Annotated in this window: 17 protein-coding genes; 9 read left to right on the top strand and 8 right to left on the bottom strand. The window is 33.8% G+C overall.

Annotated features, from left to right (window positions below; all coding sequences use genetic code 11):
- From J2X17_RS12500 to miaB, 5 genes are all read right to left on the bottom strand, one after another.
- Positions 1 to 1,476, bottom strand: a complete 1,476-nt coding sequence (locus J2X17_RS12500) for a tetratricopeptide repeat protein (protein WP_310298433.1) — start codon at positions 1,474 to 1,476, stop codon at positions 1 to 3.
- A gap of 71 nt (positions 1,477 to 1,547) precedes the next feature.
- The gene (locus J2X17_RS12495) at positions 1,548 to 2,051 is read right to left on the bottom strand and encodes an LptE family protein (RefSeq protein ID WP_310298430.1); all 504 of its coding nucleotides are present in this window, start codon (positions 2,049 to 2,051) and stop codon (positions 1,548 to 1,550) included.
- A 148-nt stretch (positions 2,052 to 2,199) separates the two neighbouring features.
- Complete coding sequence (locus J2X17_RS12490; RefSeq protein WP_310298426.1) at positions 2,200 to 3,453, bottom strand: sigma-54 interaction domain-containing protein; 1,254 nt, start codon at positions 3,451 to 3,453, stop codon at positions 2,200 to 2,202.
- Between the two features lie 52 nt (positions 3,454 to 3,505).
- On the bottom strand, positions 3,506 to 3,877 hold the full coding sequence (locus J2X17_RS12485) for a GxxExxY protein (protein ID WP_310298423.1): 372 nt from the start codon (positions 3,875 to 3,877) through the stop codon (positions 3,506 to 3,508).
- 86 nt (positions 3,878 to 3,963) lie between these two features.
- Complete coding sequence (gene miaB / locus J2X17_RS12480; protein WP_310298421.1) at positions 3,964 to 5,409, bottom strand: tRNA (N6-isopentenyl adenosine(37)-C2)-methylthiotransferase MiaB; 1,446 nt, start codon at positions 5,407 to 5,409, stop codon at positions 3,964 to 3,966.
- An 818-nt stretch (positions 5,410 to 6,227) separates the two neighbouring features.
- Here miaB and topA point away from each other — a divergent pair.
- From topA to J2X17_RS12445, 7 genes are all read left to right on the top strand, one after another.
- Positions 6,228 to 8,744, top strand: coding sequence for a type I DNA topoisomerase (gene topA, locus J2X17_RS12475; protein WP_310298419.1), 2,517 nt, complete (start codon positions 6,228 to 6,230; stop codon positions 8,742 to 8,744).
- A 3-nt stretch (positions 8,745 to 8,747) separates the two neighbouring features.
- A complete protein-coding gene (locus J2X17_RS12470; protein ID WP_310298418.1) occupies positions 8,748 to 9,899 on the top strand; it encodes a formimidoylglutamase in 1,152 nt (383 codons plus the stop codon).
- A 263-nt stretch (positions 9,900 to 10,162) separates the two neighbouring features.
- Positions 10,163 to 11,566: a T9SS ring complex lipoprotein PorK/GldK gene (gene porK / locus J2X17_RS12465; protein ID WP_310298416.1), complete on the top strand. Its 1,404-nt coding sequence runs from the start codon at positions 10,163 to 10,165 to the stop codon at positions 11,564 to 11,566.
- Between the two features lie 61 nt (positions 11,567 to 11,627).
- Positions 11,628 to 12,275 (top strand): type IX secretion system motor protein PorL/GldL, encoded by a 648-nt coding sequence (gene porL / locus J2X17_RS12460; protein WP_310298414.1) that lies wholly within the window; start codon positions 11,628 to 11,630, stop codon positions 12,273 to 12,275.
- Between the two features lie 52 nt (positions 12,276 to 12,327).
- Positions 12,328 to 13,866 carry a type IX secretion system motor protein PorM/GldM gene (gene porM, locus J2X17_RS12455; RefSeq protein ID WP_310298411.1) on the top strand — a complete coding sequence of 513 codons (1,539 nt, stop codon included), beginning with the start codon at positions 12,328 to 12,330 and terminating at the stop codon, positions 13,864 to 13,866.
- 44 nt (positions 13,867 to 13,910) lie between these two features.
- Positions 13,911 to 14,801 carry a type IX secretion system ring subunit PorN/GldN gene (porN, locus tag J2X17_RS12450; protein WP_310298858.1) on the top strand — a complete coding sequence of 297 codons (891 nt, stop codon included), beginning with the start codon at positions 13,911 to 13,913 and terminating at the stop codon, positions 14,799 to 14,801.
- Between the two features lie 77 nt (positions 14,802 to 14,878).
- Positions 14,879 to 15,928 (top strand): NAD(P)/FAD-dependent oxidoreductase, encoded by a 1,050-nt coding sequence (locus tag J2X17_RS12445; RefSeq protein WP_310298409.1) that lies wholly within the window; start codon positions 14,879 to 14,881, stop codon positions 15,926 to 15,928.
- A 2-nt stretch (positions 15,929 to 15,930) separates the two neighbouring features.
- Here J2X17_RS12445 and J2X17_RS12440 read toward each other — a convergent pair whose 3' ends face one another.
- Complete coding sequence (locus tag J2X17_RS12440) at positions 15,931 to 16,314, bottom strand: DUF983 domain-containing protein (RefSeq protein ID WP_310298406.1); 384 nt, start codon at positions 16,312 to 16,314, stop codon at positions 15,931 to 15,933.
- 66 nt (positions 16,315 to 16,380) lie between these two features.
- Between J2X17_RS12440 and J2X17_RS12435 the strand changes: the two genes are divergently transcribed.
- Positions 16,381 to 18,294, top strand: coding sequence for an ABC-F family ATP-binding cassette domain-containing protein (locus J2X17_RS12435; RefSeq protein WP_310298405.1), 1,914 nt, complete (start codon positions 16,381 to 16,383; stop codon positions 18,292 to 18,294).
- Positions 18,295 to 18,386: 92 nt separating this feature from the next.
- On the opposite strand, the gene J2X17_RS12430 is transcribed toward J2X17_RS12435, so the two are convergent.
- Positions 18,387 to 19,349 (bottom strand): App1 family protein, encoded by a 963-nt coding sequence (locus J2X17_RS12430; protein WP_310298403.1) that lies wholly within the window; start codon positions 19,347 to 19,349, stop codon positions 18,387 to 18,389.
- Positions 19,350 to 19,411: 62 nt separating this feature from the next.
- On the opposite strand from J2X17_RS12430, the gene J2X17_RS12425 reads away from it, so the two are divergent.
- A complete protein-coding gene (locus J2X17_RS12425; RefSeq protein WP_310298399.1) occupies positions 19,412 to 20,281 on the top strand; it encodes a diacylglycerol/lipid kinase family protein in 870 nt (289 codons plus the stop codon).
- A 4-nt stretch (positions 20,282 to 20,285) separates the two neighbouring features.
- Here the strand turns inward: J2X17_RS12425 and J2X17_RS12420 are convergent, their stop codons facing one another.
- Positions 20,286 to 21,431 carry a peptidogalycan biosysnthesis protein gene (locus tag J2X17_RS12420; protein ID WP_310298396.1) on the bottom strand — a complete coding sequence of 382 codons (1,146 nt, stop codon included), beginning with the start codon at positions 21,429 to 21,431 and terminating at the stop codon, positions 20,286 to 20,288.
- Between the last annotated feature and the right edge of the window lie 64 nt (positions 21,432 to 21,495).

The raw sequence follows: 21,495 nt of genomic DNA, 5'->3' as shown, positions 1-21,495 counted from the left end.
TTAATTGTTATTGTTATTTTGTTGTAAAATCTTTATATCCGAAATACGGTCTGCAAAGAAACTAATTTTTTCTGGATATTTCAAAATTAATATTTCATATGCTTGTATCGCTTTTGTATATTTTTTTTGTTCCAAATATACTCTGGCTAAGGTTTCGGTCATTAAATAAGAATTCTCTTCTTTATTGATGTCAAATTGTACCGCTGGAACTATTGCAGTCTGTTTTATTGGCGAAATTTTAGGATTTGCCTCAATAAATTTATCAATTATTTCAGCTTTTTTCTTCTTCTCTTCGTCAATTATTTCGGGTTCAGCACTTTTTTTAGCTGTTTTTTCGACTTTTTGTTCAATTGATGCCAGTTCTTCAGGCGCATCTTTCGTTCTGTCAATTGGTTCCGTTTTGGCTAATTGAAGCCATTCCTGAAACGAATGTTTTTCATTCGCAGAGAAATCTAACGGTTTTCCTATTTCCAGATTTTCTTCTGCAGTTTTTACTGCTTCAGAAACCTCAATTTCTTCTGATTCTTCAAATTCAGTCGTCTTAACTTCTTTAACTTCAATTGGTTTTTCAACTTCAATTGGTTTTGCTTCTTCAAAAACTACTGTCGAAGCTTCTTTTATAGATTGTAAAATTGATTTTTCAATCGGATCAATACGTAAACCTGGAATTTCATCATCATCTAATCTATCCTCAAAAAAAGTTGGAGTAGGTCCTTTAATAGGATTTGAAATTTCGTCATCGGTAATTACTTCCGTTTTCGATTCCTCAATTTCAGTAGGTTCTTCAAAAGTTAAATTACTTGCTTCCTTAATAGAAGTTAAAATAGATTGTTCGATAATTGGATCAATTGGCTTTTCTTCAATTTTTACTGGCTCCTCAAAAGTATAGGTTGTAACTTCTTTAAAAGTATCTAAAATTGATTGCTCACTTGGTAAATCAATGGGTTGTTCTTCCACTTTTACAGACTCTTGAGAAGCTGTAATTGTCACTTCTTTAAATGTGTCTAAAATTGATTGCTCACTTGGTAAATCAATTGTTTTTTCTTCAATTTTTTCAGATTTTTCAAACGTAGTACCAGTCGCTTCCTTAATAGAATTCAGAATAGATTGTTCAATTGGGTCAATTCGGACTTCAATAGCTTTTTTGATTTCTTCAGCCGAAATAATCTCACTTTCAAAAACAGTAATGTCTAAAAGGTCTCTCAGTTTACGGTCGTAATATTCACCTTGAATAGGAGTGAAATTTTCGGATGTAATAAAATCAAATAAAACGCTGCGGTCAGTGGTATGGGCAGCTGTAACTTTTAAAGCGTAATTATACTTAAAACTGTTTTGATTGTAAAGTCCTTTTAATCGCAATGCACGCGCACTTTGAAAATACGGAAATTCATTCAAAACATTCCCTAATGCTTCCGCCTGCTTTTCAGTAATAGCATCGGGTTTGTTTATTAGGTATGTATAATCAGTTACATTCATTATTTATTGTTTAATCGTTTATTTGTTTATTTGTTTAATCGATTTAACGATTTACCAATTACACAAAAAAATTACCATTTGGCTAATGACTCATTAAAAATATCCTGAGTGATTCTTTCAAAAATAGTTGTAATTGCTGTATTTAAAAGAGATCCTGTTGGAAGAGATGTTCCTGCAAAATCATAGTAAAATTCAAATGTTTTTTCGAAATCATCGCTTTCTTTCTTTTTATTCGAAAATCTTACATTTACACGAATTGTCAGCCTGTTTTGCGCCGCCTGCTGATCGGCAGTTGCAGTCATTGGAGTAATTCTGTAGTCAATAATTTCACCTTCATAAACTAAATCGCCACCAGTACTAACCAAATTCAGATTGGTTTGATTCATAATCAAATCCTGCAATGCTAACGTGAATTCTCTGTCGATTCCCGGTGCAACTAAATCAGCGTTATTCTGAAAAAAGTTAACCTGAAAAGTTTTGGCGTCGATTGTTCCCGTTCCTGTAAAATTGTAAACATTGCAACCACTCAATAAAAAGAGACTGACAAGGGCTAATAAAGTATATATTTTTTTCATAAAATCATAAGTTGGAAATTCCAAAAATTAAATTCCAAATTCCAATATTTAAAAATTACGAAGTAATTTTTTAGTGTTTTGGTTTAAAATTTATTTTTTTCAAATATAACAATTTGGAATTTGGAATTTAATTTTTGGAATTTTCTATTTATAGATCAAATTGTTTAATTTTTCGATATAAAGTTCTTTCCGAAATTCCCAATTCATCAGCAGCTGCTTTTCGTTTTCCCTTATTTTTCTCTAATGATTTTTTAATCATTTCGATTTCTTTTTGTTCTAAACGCAGAATTTCTTCTTCTTCAATAGTTTCGGCAAACAAATAATTGTCGTCCTGCATTTGGTAATTTTCTTCTCGGGCAGAAGGTGTCATCACAGCAGTTCTTGGTTCTTCTTCAAAATCAATTTCACTGTCATTTTGTTGTGAACCGTATATTTTCTGAATTAAATTCGGATTTATATCCTGCACTTTTGAAGAGCCGTTTTTCATTAATTCCAAAGTGAGTTTTTTTAAATCATTCAAATCACTTTTCATATCAAAAAGCACTTTGTACAAAATATCTCTTTCGGTACTAAAATCATCTTTTTTCTTATCACTAATTACAGAAGGCAAATTACTTCCTTCAGTTGGTAAGTAAGAGCGTAAAGTTGCAAGAGTAATATCTCGATTCGTCTCTAAAACAGAAATTTGCTCAGCAACATTTCGCAGCTGACGAATGTTTCCGTTCCATCTGAATTTTTGCAAAAGCTGAACTGCGTCGTCATCTAATTTCAAAGGAGGCATTTTGTATTTATGAGCAAAATCAGCCACAAATTTTCTGAATAACAAATGAATGTCTTCGTTTCTTTCTCTCAAAGGAGGTAAAGTAATTTCGACAGTACTCAAACGATAGTACAAATCCTCGCGGAATTTTCCTTTTTCAATTGCATTAAATAAATTTACATTTGTTGCCGCAACAATTCTCACATTTGTTTTTTGAACCTGAGACGAACCAACTTTTATAAATTCACCATTTTCCAAAACACGAAGTAAACGAACTTGTGTGGTTAAAGGTAATTCTCCCACTTCATCAAGAAAGATTGTTCCGCCATCGGCTACTTCAAAATAACCTTCACGCGTGCTTGTCGCTCCTGTAAAAGCGCCTTTTTCGTGACCAAAAAGTTCACTGTCAATTGTTCCTTCTGGAATGGCTCCACAGTTTACAGCAATATATTTACCATGCTTTCTATGTGAAAGTGAATGGATTATCCTCGGAATATTTTCTTTACCAACACCACTTTCCCCAGTCACCATTACCGAAATATCAGTAGGAGCAACCTGAATGGCTTTTTCAATGGCGCGATTTAATTTCGGATCATTTCCAATAATCTCAAATCGCTGTTTTATTGCTTGAACTGTTTCCATTTATATTTTTTCTTTTGCCACAGATTAAAGTGATTAACACAGATTTTCTAAATTATAAAATATATCTTTTATATTGAAGAGATTTTGTTTGAAAATTTACAAGCAATCCAACTTCTGAATTTGATATCTTAATATAATTTAAAATTTGAGCGATATGTTCACCTGAAAATTCTTTTATTGCTTTTACCTCTAAAACAATATCTTCGTTGATTATGAAATCCGCATAAAATTTATGGGGTAAAACTTTGCCTTTATATTCAATTGAATATTCCTTCTCTCTTTCAAAAGGAATATTATTTTCTAAAAATTCTATTTCTAAAGCGTCTTTGTAAATTATTTCTAATAAGCCAGCTCCAAGATTTCGGTGAACTTCCATACAAATACCGATAATCTTATAAGTTTCATTCTCTCTATAATGTTGCATAAATTAATTTATTTGCCATAATTTTAAAAATAAGAAAAATAATACAAAAAAATCATTTTAATCTTATTAATCTGTGGCAAAAAAAATTAATTCATGCTACTCAAACCAACTGCAGTTCCTTTCAATGTTCCTGAAGTACAGCTTGTAACTTTTACATTCACAAAATCCCCGATTTTATAATCCTCCTTTGGAAAAACAACCGTAATACTTTGAGAGTTTCTTCCTGAAAATTCTTCTTTTGACTTTTTAGAAACTTTCTCTACCAAAACCTCTACAACTTGTCCCACATATTCTTCGCTTCTAAACCAAGCGTGTTTTTGTTGCAAGTCCACAATTTCCTGCAACCTTCTGGCTTTGGTTTCTTCCGGAACATCATCTTCCATTTTTCTTCCTGCCAAAGTTCCAGGGCGCTCAGAATACGAATACATATAACCAAAATTATATTTCACATATTCCATCAAGCTCATGGTATCCTGGTGATCTTCTTCAGTTTCTGTTGGGAAACCAGCGATCATATCTTGTGAAATCGAAGCATTCGGAATAATAGTTCTGATTTTATCAATCAAAGTCATGTATTCTTCACGAGTGTGCAGACGATTCATTTCTTTTAAAATTCTGTTGCTTCCAGATTGAACTGGTAAGTGAATGTGTTTGCAGATATTTGGATATTTTGCGATAACATGCAAAACACTTTCGTGCATATCCTGCGGGTTAGAAGTCGAGAATCTTATACGCATTTTAGGGAAACCAACCGCAACCATTTCCAGCAATTGATCAAAATCTACTGCAGTTGCTTTTTGCATTTCAGAAGCATTTACAAAATCCTTCTTCAAACCGCCGCCGTACCAAAGATAACTGTCAACGTTTTGCCCTAAAAGTGTAATTTCTTTAAAGCCTTTATCCCATAAATCCTGAATCTCAGTCATAATACTTTGCGGTTCACGGCTACGCTCACGTCCACGAGTAAAAGGTACAACACAAAACGTACACATATTATCGCAACCACGCGTGATTGAAACCAAAGCTGTAATTCCATTACTCATCAAACGAACCGGCGAAATATCTCCGTACGTTTCCTCTTTCGATAAAATTACATTGATAGCGTCACGGCCTTCTTCAACTTCTGCCAATAAATTCGGCAAATCTTTGTAAGCATCAGGTCCAACAACAAGATCGACTATTTTTTCCTCCTCCAGAAACTGACTTTTCAAACGCTCAGCCATACAGCCTAAAACGCCCACTTTCATTTTCGGATTAATACGTTTTACCGCATTATATTTCTCCAGACGCTTACGAATAGTTTGCTCCGCTTTATCCCGAATCGAGCAAGTATTTACTAAAACAAGGTCAGCTTCTTCAAGGGTTTGTGTAGTGTTGTATCCGTTTATTGATAAAATGGAAGCTACGACTTCACTGTCCGAAAAATTCATCGCACAACCGTAACTTTCTATAAAAAGTTTCTTTGTATTCTCAGGTTTATTCTCCAAAACAAGACTTTCGCCCTGCTTGCTTTCTTCAATAATCTTTTCCATTGTATAATTTCAAAGTGCAAAGATAACGCAAAAGGTATAAATATGACAAGATGGCAGAGAAAAGATTTTAGATTTTAGAGTTAAGATTTTAGATTTGCCTGTAGGGGCGGTAAAAGATCTTTTTTAATGTAAGTAAGGAATTTAAAATATATTAACCAGAAGATTAAAACTCAAAGTTATTCTCAAAGCTTTGTGAACTTCCTCTGAAACTTTTCAGCTTAAATTAAAACTTAGCGAACTTTGTGTAAATCTTTGTGGACTTTGTGGTTAAATTTTTATTTAAGAAGCTATTCCAGCTTTCCGTTTCAAGTCCTCATAAAACAAGCTATTTTTCTAAGCCACAAAACGAGCTTCCTCCGGTCGCTGTTTTATGGCAAGAAAAATTAGCTTTTTTTATTCCGGGCTTTACACTGCAATCTGGGCTAGAAATAACCCTAAAATCTAAGATGTTTATCCATAAATTAAAGGTAAAAATCATCTCAAAGCTTTGTTAAATTCCTCTGAAATTTTTCAGTTTAACTAAAGCTTGGCGACCTTTGCGTAAACCCTTGCGACCTTTGCGGTTAAATTACTACACGAAATATATGCAGATTAAAATCTCAAATCTATCCCGAAGCCTCGGGACTAAAATCTAAAATTCTAAATAAAAGCACATTCTTGATACATAATCCATTAAAAATTATACCTATATATATAATAGGTAGGATTACAGATAAATCTGCAATTTTTAGAAACATAATATCAAAATACCTCAAAAATGCATTATCAAGGTTGATATTTAAAAAAAACTTCTACTTTTGTTGCAGAAAAATAGATCAATGGCAAAGAATTTAGTAATAGTGGAATCACCTGCAAAGGCGAAAACGATAGAGAAATTTCTAGGGAGTGATTTTCAGGTCGAGTCAAGTTATGGGCACATAGCCGACTTACCATCAAAGGAAATTGGAGTGGATGTAGAGAACGGTTTTAAACCAAAATATGAAGTTTCTCCCGATAAAAAAGCCTTAGTAAGTAAACTAAAAACACTATCTAAAAATGCCGAAATGGTTTGGTTAGCAAGTGATGAGGACCGCGAGGGAGAAGCCATCTCATGGCACTTGGCGGAAGAACTAAAACTAGATATTAAAAAGACCAAACGAATTGTTTTTCACGAGATTACCAAGTCAGCGATTCTTAAAGCAATCGACAATCCAAGAGAAATTGATTATAACTTAGTAAACGCACAACAAGCACGTCGTGTTCTGGATCGTTTAGTAGGTTACGAATTGTCTCCGGTTTTATGGAGAAAAATCAAAGGCGGACTTTCAGCCGGTCGTGTACAATCAGTTTCAGTTCGTTTGATTGTTGAAAGAGAACGCGAAATTCAAAATTTTAGCGCAGTTGCCACTTATTCAATTGTAGCAGAATTTGTAAACGAGGCAGGAAAAGCTTTCAAAGCAAAATTGCCAAAAAACTTCAATACTAAAAAAGAAGCCGAAGATTTCTTAAAACAAAACATCGGATCACAATATAAGGTAGCAGATTTAGAAACGAAACCTACCAAAAAATCTCCAACAGCACCTTTTACAACTTCTACGCTTCAACAGGAAGCAGCTAGAAAATTGTATTTGCCAGTAGGAATCACCATGCAGCTTGCGCAGCGTTTATACGAGGCCGGACTTATTACTTATATGAGAACGGATAGCGTGAATCTTTCTAAAGATGCAATGGACGCCGCTGAAGCTGAAATCATAAAATCATACGGTGCAGCGTTTTCAAAACCTCGAACTTTCGCCAACAAAAGTAAAGGAGCGCAAGAAGCGCACGAAGCAATTCGTCCAACGGATATGTCGCGCCACACTGTAAATATCGATCGTGATCAGGCTCGTTTATATGATTTGATCTGGAAAAGAACATTGGCATCTCAAATGAGCGATGCGCAATTAGAAAGAACAAACGTAAAAATTGAAGCGAATAATCATAAAGAAATTTTTACTGCTTCAGGAGAAGTTTTACTTTTTGAAGGTTTCTTAAAAGTATATCTTGAAGGACACGATGACGATGAAGAGGAACAAGAAGGAATGCTTCCAGCTTTAAAAGTGAACGAAAAACTGGCTAACAACTATATTACAGCCACAGAACGATATTCAAGACCACCGGCACGTTATACAGAAGCTTCTTTGGTGAAAAAATTAGAAGAATTAGGAATTGGACGTCCGTCGACGTATGCGCCAACTATTTCGACTATCATCAACAGAAATTATGTTGAAAAAGGAACTTTGGAAGGGCAGGAACGTAATTACACACAACTTACTTTGCAGGCTGATAAAGTAGGCGAGAAGTTGCTGAAAGAAAATACAGGGTCTGATAAAGGAAAATTAGTTCCGACAGATATTGGAACAATCGTTACTGATTTCTTAGTTAAGAATTTTGGAAACATTCTGGATTATAATTTCACGGCAAAAGTAGAACAGGATTTTGACGAAATCGCAGAAGGAAATATTGACTGGGCAACCATGATGCAGGAATTCTACGACAAGTTTCATCCAAATGTTAAGGATGTTGAAGCAAATGCAGAGAGAGAAAGTGGTGAAAGAATTCTTGGTAAAGATGCAGATGGAAGACAGGTTTCTGTTCGTTTAGGAAAATTTGGTCCGATGGCTCAAATTGGAGAAGCGGATGACGAAGATAAAAAGTTCGCCAGTTTAATGGCCGATCAAAATATTGGAAATATTACTTTAGAAGATGCTTTGAATTTATTCTTATTACCTAAAAACTTAGGCGAATATAAAGGAGAAGAAGTTGAAGTAAGTAACGGACGTTACGGACCTTATGTGCGTCATGGAAGTGTTTTTATTTCGCTGCCAAGAGGTGAAGATCCGTTAGCTGTTACAAAAGAAAGAGCTCAGGAATTAATTGACGAAAAAGCACTTGCTGATGCGCCAATTGCTATTTACAAGGGAGAATCTGTGCAAAAAGGTGTGGGACGTTTTGGCCCGTTCATCAAATGGAATGGTCTTTTTGTAAACGTGAGCAAAAAATACAATTTTGATAATTTATCGCAGGCAGAAGTTGAAGAATTGATTGAAGATAAATTACAAAAGAATATTGATAAAGTACTTCACAATTGGGAAGACGAAGGAATTCTGGTTGAAAAAGCACGTTGGGGTCGTTCTGTTATTACAAAAGGAAAGATCAAAATTGAATTAAGCAAAGATGTTGATGCAGCGAAATTAACATTGGCAGAAGTTCAGGAAATGATCGCTAAAAAGACTCCAGCAAAGAAAACGCCGGCAAAAAAAGCAACAACGGCAAAAAAAGCTCCAGCTAAAAAAACAGCAGCTAAAAAGAAATAAAAAATGGAATTTGATTTTCTAGAACCAGTTAACAACGGAATTTTACAATTTATTGCTTCGTTGTCTTCTCAAGAATTGGGCAGCAAAATTGTTTTGCATACTCAGGATCAATTTCCTGATATTAGTAAAGTAAATATTGCTATCGTAGGAGTTTTAGAAGATCGTCGTAACATCAATATGGTTAATGAAGTTAATCTGAATGGTGTTCGAAAAAAGCTCTATAGTATGTTTCCTGGTAACTGGGATGCTTCTATAGCTGATTTAGGTGATATTCTTGCAGGTGATACTGTAGAGGATACGTACTTCGCATTAAAAAAGGTAGCAGCTGCTTTAATCAGGAATAAAGTGATTCCTATAGTCCTGGGAGGTTCACAGGATTTAACCTATGCTTTATATCGTGCTTATGACGATTTAGAGCAAATGGTTAATATGGTTTCTGTCGATAATCGATTTGATTTTGGGAAAGAAAACGAGTCGGTTTCTGCCACTTCTTTCCTTACAAAAATTATTATAGACGAGCCAAATAACCTTTTTAACTATTGTAATATTGGTTATCAAACCTATTATAACTCGCAGGAAGAGATTGATTTAATTGAAAAATTATTTTTTGATGCCTATCGTTTAGGTGAAATTTCAAATAATATAGCGTTAGCGGAGCCGGTCTTTAGAGATGCTGATTTGGTAACTATAGATTTAAACTCTGTAAAGTCATCAGATTCAGGTAATACTATTTCTTTTGAACCTAATGGTTTTAATGGAAAAGAGATCTGTTCGTTAGCAAGATACTCTGGTATTAGTGATAAAGTATCTTCGTTTGGAGTCTTCAATCATAACAGTACTGCGGAAGAATCTGTAATAATTGCACAAATTGTCTGGTATTTTATAGAAGGATATCATTATCGTTCTAAAGAATATCCATTTGGTAGCAGAACGAACTATTTGAAGTACATTGTACCACTTGAAGACGAAGAACTAATTTTTTATAAAAGTGACAAAACAGATCGTTGGTGGATCGAAATTCCGTTTGTTTCAAATGGCCACAATAAATTGAAAAGAAATACGTTATTACCGTGTTCGTACGACGAATATTTGTGCGCTTGTAATCAAGAATTGCCAGAACGCTGGTGGAAAGCGCAGCGAAAAAATGCATTATAAAAGATAATTTTTTTAAAATTCTTAAATTCTTAAAATTCTTAAAAAGATTTTAAGATAATTTAGTAAGAAAAAAGCCATATACTCTAAAAATTAACGTTTTACGTCGATTTTTTATGTTAGTTTATCGATAAAATATTTTTTTTTTATTTTATTTAACATTATTTTTGAACGGTAAAATAAATTTCGCAACTAGTATTGTTTTTTAGCTAAATAATAAATACGTTTACGAACTTATAATAATGAATAGATAATCCCAAATTTATATGAAGAAGTTTATTGCATTTGCAACAATGTTAACACTAGTAATCGGCTGTGGTAAGTCAGGTGACAAAGGTGAGTTAGTTGGTGTTACAGGAGGGAAATGGCATCCTGAGAAACCTTATGGAATGACATTAGTTCCAGGTGGATCCTTTATTATGGGTAAATCAGATGCTGATTTAGCTAATGTAGAAGATGCTCCGACTAAAACGGTAACAGTTCGTTCATTTTATATGGATGAAACTGAGATTACGAACAGTGAGTATCGTCAGTTTGTAGAATGGGTTAAAGATTCTACAATGAGAGTTCGTCTTGCTATTTTAGCTGATGAAACTGGGCAGAAAGCTACGCCAGATGCTAAAGGTAAGCAAGCTGGTAGTATAGCTGATTATGCATTTAATGACTCTGAGCCAGATAAAATGACGGCTTATGATAAATATATGTATGATAACTATTATAGTGTTGGGACAAAAGACGATCCTTATGCTGGTAGAAAACTAAATAAGAAAGTTAAGTTAATTAAAGATACAAAAGCTTATCCGGATGAGTATTATGCTGAGGTAATGGATTCTATGTATTTGCCAATTGAAGAATCGTACAATGGATTACGTACAATTGATGTGAATAAATTGAAATTCCGTTATTCCTGGATGGATATTCAGGCTGCTGCTAAAGCTAAAGTTGGAAAAAGAAAAGATTTCGTTAAAACTGAGCAGGTAAGCGTTTATCCTGATACAACAGTTTGGATTAAAGATTTTGCTTATTCTTATAATGAGCCAATGCATAATGATTACTTCTGGCATAAAGCTTACGGAGATTATCCTGTAGTAGGGGTTACCTGGAAACAAGCTAAGGCATTTTGTGCATGGAGAACATTAAATAAAAACAGTTACATTAAATCTAAGAAAAAAGGACGTGATTTAGTGAATGCATTCAGATTGCCAACTGAGGCAGAATGGGAATATGCAGCTAGAGGAGGTCTGGAATCTGCTACTTACCCTTGGGGAGGTCCTTATACTAAAAGTGATAGAGGTTGTTTCTTAGCAAACTTTAAGCCAAGTAGAGGGGATTATGCTGCTGATGAAGCTTTATATACTGTTGAAGCTAAGTCGTATGACGTGAATGGATATGGTTTGTATAATATGGCCGGAAATGTTTCGGAATGGACTGACTCAGCTTACAATCCAAATGCGTATGAATATGTTTCTACGATGAATCCAAACGTTATCGACGGAAACAATCAAAGAAAAGTAGTTCGTGGTGGATCATGGAAAGACGTTGCTTATTTCCTACAGGTAAGTACTCGTGATCACGAATATGCTGATTCTGCAAGAAGTTACATTGGTTTCAGAACTGTACAAGATTACATGGGAACGCAAGTAACAGGAAGCGGAAAAAAGAAAAAGTAAGTTACAATTAAATCAATAACCAAATCAAATCTATTTTATTAAAACCTAAAAAAAAAGTATTATGGCATTATTAAGTAAAAAAGCAATGAATTTCGCTTACGGAATGGGAGCGGCAGTAGTAATTATTGGAGCATTATTCAAAATTACTCACTTTGAAATCGGGCCATTAACAGGAACGTTGATGCTTTCTGTTGGACTGGTAACTGAGGCGTTAATCTTTGCTCTTTCTGCTTTCGAACCAGTAGACGAAGAATTAGACTGGACTCTTGTTTACCCAGAATTAGCGAATGGTGAGGCTAGAAAAAAAGCTGACAAAGTTGAAACTCCAACCGATGCCCAAGGATTGTTGTCTCAAAAATTAGATGCCATGTTGAAAGAAGCTAAAATTGACGGTGAATTAATGTCAAGTTTAGGAAATTCTATTAAAAACTTCGAAGGAGCTGCTAAAGCAATTTCTCCAACAGTAGATTCTATTGCAGGACAAAAGAAATATGCTGAAGAAATGTCTATGGCTGCTGCACAAATGGAATCATTAAACAGTTTATACAAAGTACAATTAGAAAGTGCGTCAAGAAATGCACAAGCAAACAGCGAAATTGCTGAAAATGCTTCTAAATTAAAAGAACAAATGCAATCAATGACTGCAAACATTGCTTCTTTAAACAGTGTTTATGGTGGTATGCTTTCTGCAATGAGTAACAAAGGATAATTAGTTTATAGCTATTATATTAAATTTATTAATAAGAACTAATTAGAAAAAAATGGCAGGAGGAAAATTAACCCCTAGACAGAAGATGATTAACCTGATGTATCTGGTTTTCATCGCAATGTTAGCAATGAATATGTCAAAAGAAGTATTATCTGCTTTTGGCTTAATGAATGAAAAATTCGAAAGCGCTAACACATCTTCAGAACAGTCAAATGCTGGATTATTGATGTCGTTAGATCAAAAAGCTGCTGAAGCAAAAGGTGAATTCGCAACTGCTGCAGTTACTGCTCACCAAGTTGAAACAGCTTCAAAAGAATTTTATGCATATATCGGTGGTTTAAAAGGTGATGTATTAAAAGGATTTGAATCTGATAAAGAAACTGGAAAATTACCTTACGAGTCTATGGACAAAGGTGATAATATCGACAACTGGTTTACAGGTGAAGGTTATACTGCTAAAGGAAATGATATCATTTCTCATATTGAAAAATATAAAGCAGCTATGAAATCTGCTTTAGCAGATAAAAAATATGCAGCAATTTTAGCTGAAGTTGAAAAGAAATTTGACGTTTCAGATGTAAAAAATAAAGAAGGTTTAAAAGATAAGTATTTAGCTTATCACTTTAAAGGTTTCCCGGCTGTTGCTTCATTAGCTAAACTTTCAGCTTGGCAAAATGACGTTCAAAAAGCAGAATCTGATGTTTACAGTGCTGCTTTAGGTAAAGCTGCAGTTGCTGCTGCTTCTTACAGCAATTACCAGGCAATCGTAGTTTTAGATAAAAATGCTTATTTCCAAGGAGAAAAAGTTACAGGTAAGGTAGTTTTAGGTCGTTATGACGAAAATACAAAACCTACTTCATTCCAAGGTCCTGGGCAAATTGTTAACGGACAGGCTGTTATTTCGTTAACTGCTGGTGGTGTTGGAGAACAAAGTATTAATGGACAATTTTCATTCTTGGAGGATGGAAAAAACATTCCACTTAAATTTGCTGGAAAATATGTTGTAGTGCCAAGACCTAACTCTGCTACAATTTCTGCTGATAAAATGAATGTTGTATATAGAGGGGTTGTTAACCCAATCTCTGTTTCATTCGCTGGTGTTGCTGATAATAAAGTGGTGGCTAGTGCTCCTGGATTATCATCTGCCGGTAAAGCTGGTAAATATAACATGAGCCCTGGACAAGGTACAGAAACTACAATTTCTGTTACTGGAACTTTACCAAATGGTGATAAAGTTACAGATAAGAAAACGTTCAGAATTAAAGGTATTCCTGGTCCAACAGGTACAATTAGAGGTGAGATGGGTGTTGTTAAAGGACCTAAATCAAACTTAGAAATTGCTACAATTGGTGCTAAATTACTTGATTTTGATTTCGAAGTTGGTTTAGATGTTGTTGGATTTAATTTAAAAATTACCGGACAACCTACAGTTGTTGTTAATGGTAACAAATTAAACGCACAATGTAAATCAGTTCTTTCAAAAGCAGGTAGAGGAGATCAAGTTACTATTTCTGAAATTAAAACAAAACTTGTTGGAGCTGGTAGCTATTTGTTGCCACGTACTGCTCCGGTAATTTACGAAATACAATAATAAAGTAGGTAAAACTACGTTCAATATCTTATAATGATATCATGATGAAAGTAAGAAATTTTTTAATAGCTATTATTTCTATCGCTGGAGGTTTTGCTTCTAACGCGCAATCTAATTTGCTTAATGCAAAAACACCTGATCAGATAGGACTTAAGACTCCTGCGCAACTTATCTCAGATAACGATAAGCCATTGGCTTACGGCTATGTGGATGATAGAGATGTCTTGATGGGAAAAACTACTTGGGAAATTATTGATTTAAATGAAAAAATCAACTTTCCATTATATTTTCCTGTAGATACAGCTAATATTGGTTCTGACAGACGTTCACTTTACGATGTTTTGACGAAAGCCATTAAAAATGGTAAAATAACTGAAGTGTATACTGATAGTTATTTCAATACTAAAAAATCTATGAAAGACATCGAAGCTTCATTATCTCGTATTGATACTACAGATGCTGGTAGAGAGCAAATTAATGCCGGAACAGCTTTGTCTAATGAGTATGTCTTGAAAACTGATATGACTTCTCAGGATGTAACGCAGTACAAGATTAAAGGATACTGGTATTTTGACAAACGTCAAAGTGAATTGAAATATCGTTTGCTTGGAATTTGTCCTGTAACTCCTGATGTTTATACAATGAATAGCGATGAAAAGGATTATGTTGAATTATTTTGGGTTTTTTACCCTAATGCCAGAGAAGTATTGCATGAAGCAAAAGCTTTTAATGACAACAATTCAGCACTTCCAATTTCATTTGACCAGATTTTAAATTCGCGACGATTTAATGCTGTTATCTATAAAGAAGAAAACTTGTACGGAGATCGCGAGATTAAAGAGTACATGAAAGATAACGCGCAAAATCAGTTGTTAGAATCTGAGAGAGTGAAAGAGAAGATTCGTAATTTCGAGCAGGATATGTGGAATTACTAAGTATCTAAAATTACAATATACAAGAAACTCTTACTACCTTTGTAGTAAGAGTTTTTTTTATTTTTACCCATTACTACATGTTAGATTATTTAATTGTCGGATCTGGATTGGCTGGAATTTCCTTTGCAGAAATTGCCCTTAGAAACAATAAATCTGTACTGCTGATAGATGATAAGTCTCAGATATCATCCAGAGTTGCAGGTGGCTTGTATAATCCTGTTATTTTGAAAAGATTTAGCGAAGTTTGGAAAGCAGAAGAACAATTGGTTTTAATGGAAGATTTTTACGGTCATCTTGAAACTAAGCTGCAGACTAAAGTTAATTTTAAACTTCCTATTTTGAGGAAATTTTTCTCAATTGAAGAACAAAATAATTGGTTTTCTGCTTCAGATAAACCGCTTTTGGCTCCGTTTCTTTCCACTAAATTAATATTTAAAAAGTATTTTGGGATCAATTCTCCATTTGATTATGGCGAGGTATTGCATACCGGTTATGTTGATACTGCGTTATTATTAGATAAGTATCAGGAATATTTAATTGAAAATGATTTATTACTACAAGAGTCGTTTCAGTATAACGCTTTAGTAATTAATAAAGAAGCTGTTCAATATAAAGATTTTGAGGCTAAGAATGTAATTTTTGCTGAAGGTTTTGGATTGCATGCAAATCCTTTTTTTCAGGATTTGCCGCTAGACGGCACCAAAGGCGAACTCTTTGTTATAAAAGCACCGGAACTTGATTTAGATGTAATCGTTAATACCAGCGTCTTTATTTTGCCTTTAGGGAATCATTTGTTTAAAGTTGGTGCAACTTATAATTGGAAAGATAAGACTGACGAGCCAACTGAGGAAGGTAAAGCTGAATTAGTTGAACGTATTCAGGAAATTATCAATTGTGATTTCGAAATAGTTTCTCATTTTGGAGGGGTAAGACCAACTGTACGTGATCGTAGACCTATTATAGGGACACATGATAAGCATGAATCACTGCATCTGTTAAATGGTTTAGGAACACGTGGCGTAATGCTTGGCCCGGCAATGGCTAAAGATTTATTCGATTATATTGAAAATGGTAAACCTTTAGATCCTACAATCGACATTCAGCGATTTTATAAAAAACGAAAATAGTCTTATTTTTTTCCGGCGTTTGGATCGTATGAAATAAACATATTAATGTACAGGTTTCTTGAAAGTCGTAAGACAAAAGGAAATAATACAATTAAAGTGATAACGATTGTCAAAAATGATTGTTCAATAGAAGCTCCAAAGAAAACAAAAGAAACAATAAATGCTGCAATTCCTACGGCAACATTTAGTCCATAACTAACATACATTGCGCCGTAAAAAAACGAAGGTTCAATTAGATATTTTAATCCGCAATGACTGCAATTTTCATTCATTTTGAGAACTTTAGTCAAATGAAGCGGATTTTTGTCCAAATACATGCTCTCATTTTGACATTTTGGACAACTTCCTGTTAAAATACTATTTAGTTTGGATCCTTTTTTTAACATTTGCAAAAAATTTAAACAAAGGTACATTTTTGAACCTTTACTGCTCGTAACAATAGTCATAAAATTATGCTTAATATACACAATCTTTCGGTTTCTTTTGGTGGTACATATTTATTTGAAGAAGTTACCTTTCGTTTAGGTGCCGGAGACCGAGTTGGTCTTGTTGGTAAAAACGGTGCAGGTAAATCTACAATGCTTAAAATGTTAGCAAGAGATTTTGCTCCTGATTCTGGAGTTATCTCTCAGGAGAAAGATATCAAAATGGGTTTTTTACGTCAGGATATTGATTTTGAACGTGGAAGAACTGTTTTAGAGGAAGCTTATGAAGCTTTTACTGAGATTAAGATTGTAGAAAAAAAGTTAGAAGAAATCAATCATCAATTGGTGACGAGAACCGATTATGAAAGTGAAGAATATGGTCAGATTATTGAAGATTTATCTGATTATACACATCGTTTTGATCTTCTTGGGGGTTATAATTATGTTGGAGATACAGAGAAAATTCTTTTAGGTCTTGGTTTTAAAAGGGAAGTTTTCAATAACCAAACTGAAACATTTTCAGGAGGTTGGAGAATGCGTATCGAGTTGGCTAAATTATTATTACAATCCAATGATGTATTGCTTCTGGATGAGCCAACGAACCACTTAGATATTGAGAGTATCATTTGGCTGGAGAGTTTCCTTCGTAATTATCCGGGTGTTGTCGTAATTGTATCGCACGATAAAATGTTCCTTGACAATGTTACGAATCGTACAATCGAAATTTCATTAGGAAAAGCATACGATTTCAATAAACCGTATTCACAATATTTAGAATTGCGCCACGAAATTCGTGAAAAGCAATTGGCAACTCAAAAGAATCAGGCAAAGAAAATTGAAGAAACAGAGAAGTTAATCGAGAAATTCCGTGCAAAAGCTTCAAAAGCTTCTATGGCGCAATCGTTGATTAAGAAATTAGATAAAGTAGAACGAATTGAAGTTGATGAAGACGACAATTCAGTAATGAATATTTCTTTTCCAGTTTCTAAAGAACCTGGAAGAGTGGTGGTTGAAGCCGAAAATGTTACTAAAGCATACGGTGATAAAACCATTTTAAAAGACATTAGTTTGTTAGTGGAACGTGGAAGTAAAATTGCTTTTGTTGGTCAGAATGGTCAGGGAAAATCCACTTTTATTAAAGCGATCGTTAACGAATTTGAATATAGCGGAACGATTAAATTAGGTCATAATGTTCAGTTGGGTTATTTTGCCCAAAATCAGGCAGAATATCTTGACGGCGAAATCACTTTGCTTCAAACTATGGAAGATGCTGCAATGGACACGAACCGTTCTAAAGTTCGTGATATGTTAGGTTCATTTTTGTTCCGTGGAGATGATGTGGAGAAAAAAGTAAAAGTACTTTCAGGAGGAGAACGTAACCGTTTGGCACTTTGTAAATTGTTATTACAGCCAATCAACGTTTTACTTATGGATGAGCCTACCAATCACCTGGATATTAAATCTAAGAATGTATTGAAAGCGGCACTTCAAAAATTCGGTGGAACTTTATTATTGGTTTCTCACGACAGGGATTTCCTTCAGGGAATGTCGAATATTGTGTACGAATTCAAAGACCAAAAAATCAAAGAATATTTGGGTGACATCAACTATTTCTTAGAACAGCGCAACCTTGAAAATATGCGTGAAGTTGAGAAAAAAGATGTTGCAAAAGCTGCTGCTCCAAAAGAGACAAATAAAGCATCATACGAAGATCAGAAAAAAGGAAAATCACTTCAAAACCGTTTGAGTAAAGTTGAAAGTCAAATCAAACAATTAGAAAAAGACATTCAGCATGACGATAAAATGTTAGCTTCTAATTATGACAAACATATCGAAGATGCTTCATTTTTTACTGCCTACAATAAAAAGAAAGCAGATTTAGATCAATTACTTTTAGACTGGGAAATCATTCAGGAAGAGATTGACAATTTCAACGCTTAATATTAGTTTTCTTTGTTTCAGGTTTCAAGTTTCACGTTCCTATCGTAACTTGAAACCTGAAACCTGAAACTTGAAACCCTGAAACAAAATAATCATTTAATAAGCCCAATAGATTTAGAATGCATAATCGCCTGACTGCTATCCTTAAAATAGCAAACGGAAACTTCCAGGTTCTCTAAGTTTTTCAGAATAGCTTTTGTAGATTTTTTTTGAAATTTTCCTGTTTGTCTTATGTACACTGCTTTTACAGTGACGGGAAAAATTTTGCAAATTTGCTCATATAAAAAAGGGTCATGCTGAGAATCATCCCCCAATAAAACGTATTTAAGATTCGGATAAAATTCCAAAACATGTTTTATCTTATCAAATTTATGATTGTGATTGCCTCTTCCACTCATGAAGAAATCAGTAATGCCACGTTTAATATCTTTTAATAAAATAACAGCTCTTGGCAACTTATGTATTTTGGTAAACTTTACAATAAATCGGTACAAATTCCATTCGCTGCTAGAGATGTAAAAAAAAGCATTTTCCTCTTCTTTATTATTTCTTCCAGCCGAACTCAAGGCCTGATAGTGCGGAACAACATCTTTAAAAACCTTTCTGTCATTTACATTTTTAAATAAAAGAATGTACATTTTTTTGAAGACATTTCTGGTATGTGAAATCAAAAAGGTATCATCAATGTCAGAGATAATTCCCAGATTTCCGGTGTGAGGCCTAATAAAACTGCCCACTGTCGTTATTATTTCCGATTTGTATTTTATGCTCACTTCATATTCCATCCATCCAAAATTAAATTCTTTTTCGAGCGGAATACAAAATTTAAAATAACCGTCGTCCAGCGTTTTGGTGTGGATTTCCAGATTGCCAAGTTTAAGATAAACATCAAAATTCTGAATGGTTTTTATTCTAAACTGATTAATAATAGAAGTAGCGTTTTTAAAATTTTTCTTCTGAAAATCATATTCATATGTTCTCTTAAATACATGCCCCATTACAATTAATTCTTGTTCATTGGCATAACCGCGATATAATTGTAGTATAGGTTTCATTAATTACGTATATTTATATATGTTGTAAATTAATTATTTTAATTGACTTTAAAAATAAAATTTTGAAAAAGAATATCATATTTGTTGTAAACCCTATCTCCGGAGACCTGGATAAATCCGATTTAATTGGGGCTGTTCAGGAGTTTGCAACCACAAATCATTTTGATCTGGAAGTTTATGAAACTAAAGGAAAAAATGACCAAAAAGAAATACAATCACTCTATAACCAATATTTACCCGAACGAATTATTGTTGCCGGTGGTGACGGAACGATCAAAATGGTTGCGGAAGCAATGGAACAACATGATGTAATTATTGGAATTTTGCCAGCAGGATCCGCCAATGGATTATCAGTTGATTTGAATTTGCCACCCACCATCGAGGAGAACCTTAAAATTGCTTTCCTGAATCATTATATCGAAATGGATATGATTTGTATCAATGGAAAAAAAAGTATTCATTTAAGCGATATTGGTCTTAATGCCGATCTGGTTAAAAATTATGAAGAAAGTGATTTACGTGGTTTTTGGGGTTATGCATTGCAGGCCTTTACGACGCTTAAGGATTCTGAGAAACCTTTTTTAGCCACTATTTCAGCCAATAATGAAACGGTAGAACATACCGCCCGAATGATTGTTATTGCCAATTCTCAAAAGTACGGAACAGGTGTAATCATTAATCCAAATGGTGTGATGAACGACGGTAAATTTGAGTTAGTTATCCTGAAAAATCTGGATTTATTTCTAATCGGGAAAATTATTACAGGCAATATGCCAATTGATACTGATGACGTTGTTATTATTTCGACTGACAAGGCAACTATAAAAGCAGATTATCCTGTAAATTTTCAAATTGATGGTGAATATTGCGGTGCCCAGACTGATTTGGAAATTCATATTTTGCACAAACAGATGAAAATTGCAGTTCCGTAAATTACTATTTAAAAGGATTACGCTCCTGCCATTCCGTTTTTGGTTCCAAATAATTGAAAAAACGTCCGATATTATGATTGATTAATGCGTTGCTGTGGGTAATCAAACCATACATTTTCAATGGTTTTGCACCAACAGAACTTTTAATTTCAAGAGCAGTTCTTGCGAAAACAATTTGCTTAAAACCTTTTTTGACAGAATAAGCAATCATGTCGTATAACATATTTAAGTAAAGCATTTTATCGCGCTGAACACTTTCGTCATATCCTAAAAAATAGGTATCCATTATACCGCCATTTTTTATTAAGGTATTAAAACCGATTAGCTTTTCATCTAAAAAATAGCCATATAATAAAAAGTGATCTTTAAGGATTTCTTTAAAAAAACTGAAATGATTTCTAGCCAGGAAAAAAGTATTGAAAGGGGCATTTTTTGCTACATGAAAGTACAATTCATAAATGGCATCTTCATATTTTTGAATGTCGGACAAAGACATTTTCTGTTTTTTTATTCCTTCAGATTTTTTGCGGGCGCGTTTATATTGATCACGATATTTTTTTGATAAAGCATCGATATAATCTTGTTCTGTTTTCCAGTTTTCATTGATTTCAAAAATCATATTCGGCTGTGTAGAGAACGTGAAATTGTTTTTAAATTCAATTTGTAGAGGCTTAATTTCAGCTGCTGTAAAATCTTTAATACTGGTTATGTGAACTTTTTTTCCATTGGCTTTCAACTCTTTTTTAAGTTGATTAATCGCTTTATGAAGTGTTTTGAACGCTTTTGAATGCTGTATATTTTTATCAAAGGCAAAAGCATTTTGCCCTGTCAGCATATTATTTCCGACGAATAATACATGTGAGGCGAAATTTTTAAGAGCAAAATTACGTACGGAAGTTTTTAAACATTGATCGCGTTCGCCAAATGATTCCAATTTTTCTGTAAATAAAAATTGGGTAATTACAATTCCGATAAGTATTTCCTTTTCAAAAATTCCAATAAAATGACAAATCATATTTACCGGACAAGATTTTTCAAGGACTTCGAGATATTCCCGGGTCAAAAAAATATTTTCCGTAGCAAGCGAATTCCATTCTAAGGGTAGTACTGATGCGCTATTGTATATTTCGAAAGAATAAGTTGTAGTCAAAAGAGAGTGCTAATTTTTTCAAAATTAGATAATATTTGTAATAACTTATGTGGTTTAAGTTATT

Source organism: Flavobacterium aquidurense (genome assembly GCF_031458035.1).
Classification (GTDB): Bacteria; Bacteroidota; Bacteroidia; order Flavobacteriales; family Flavobacteriaceae; genus Flavobacterium; species Flavobacterium aquidurense_C.
This window is presented reverse-complemented; position numbering and strand designations above follow the sequence as displayed.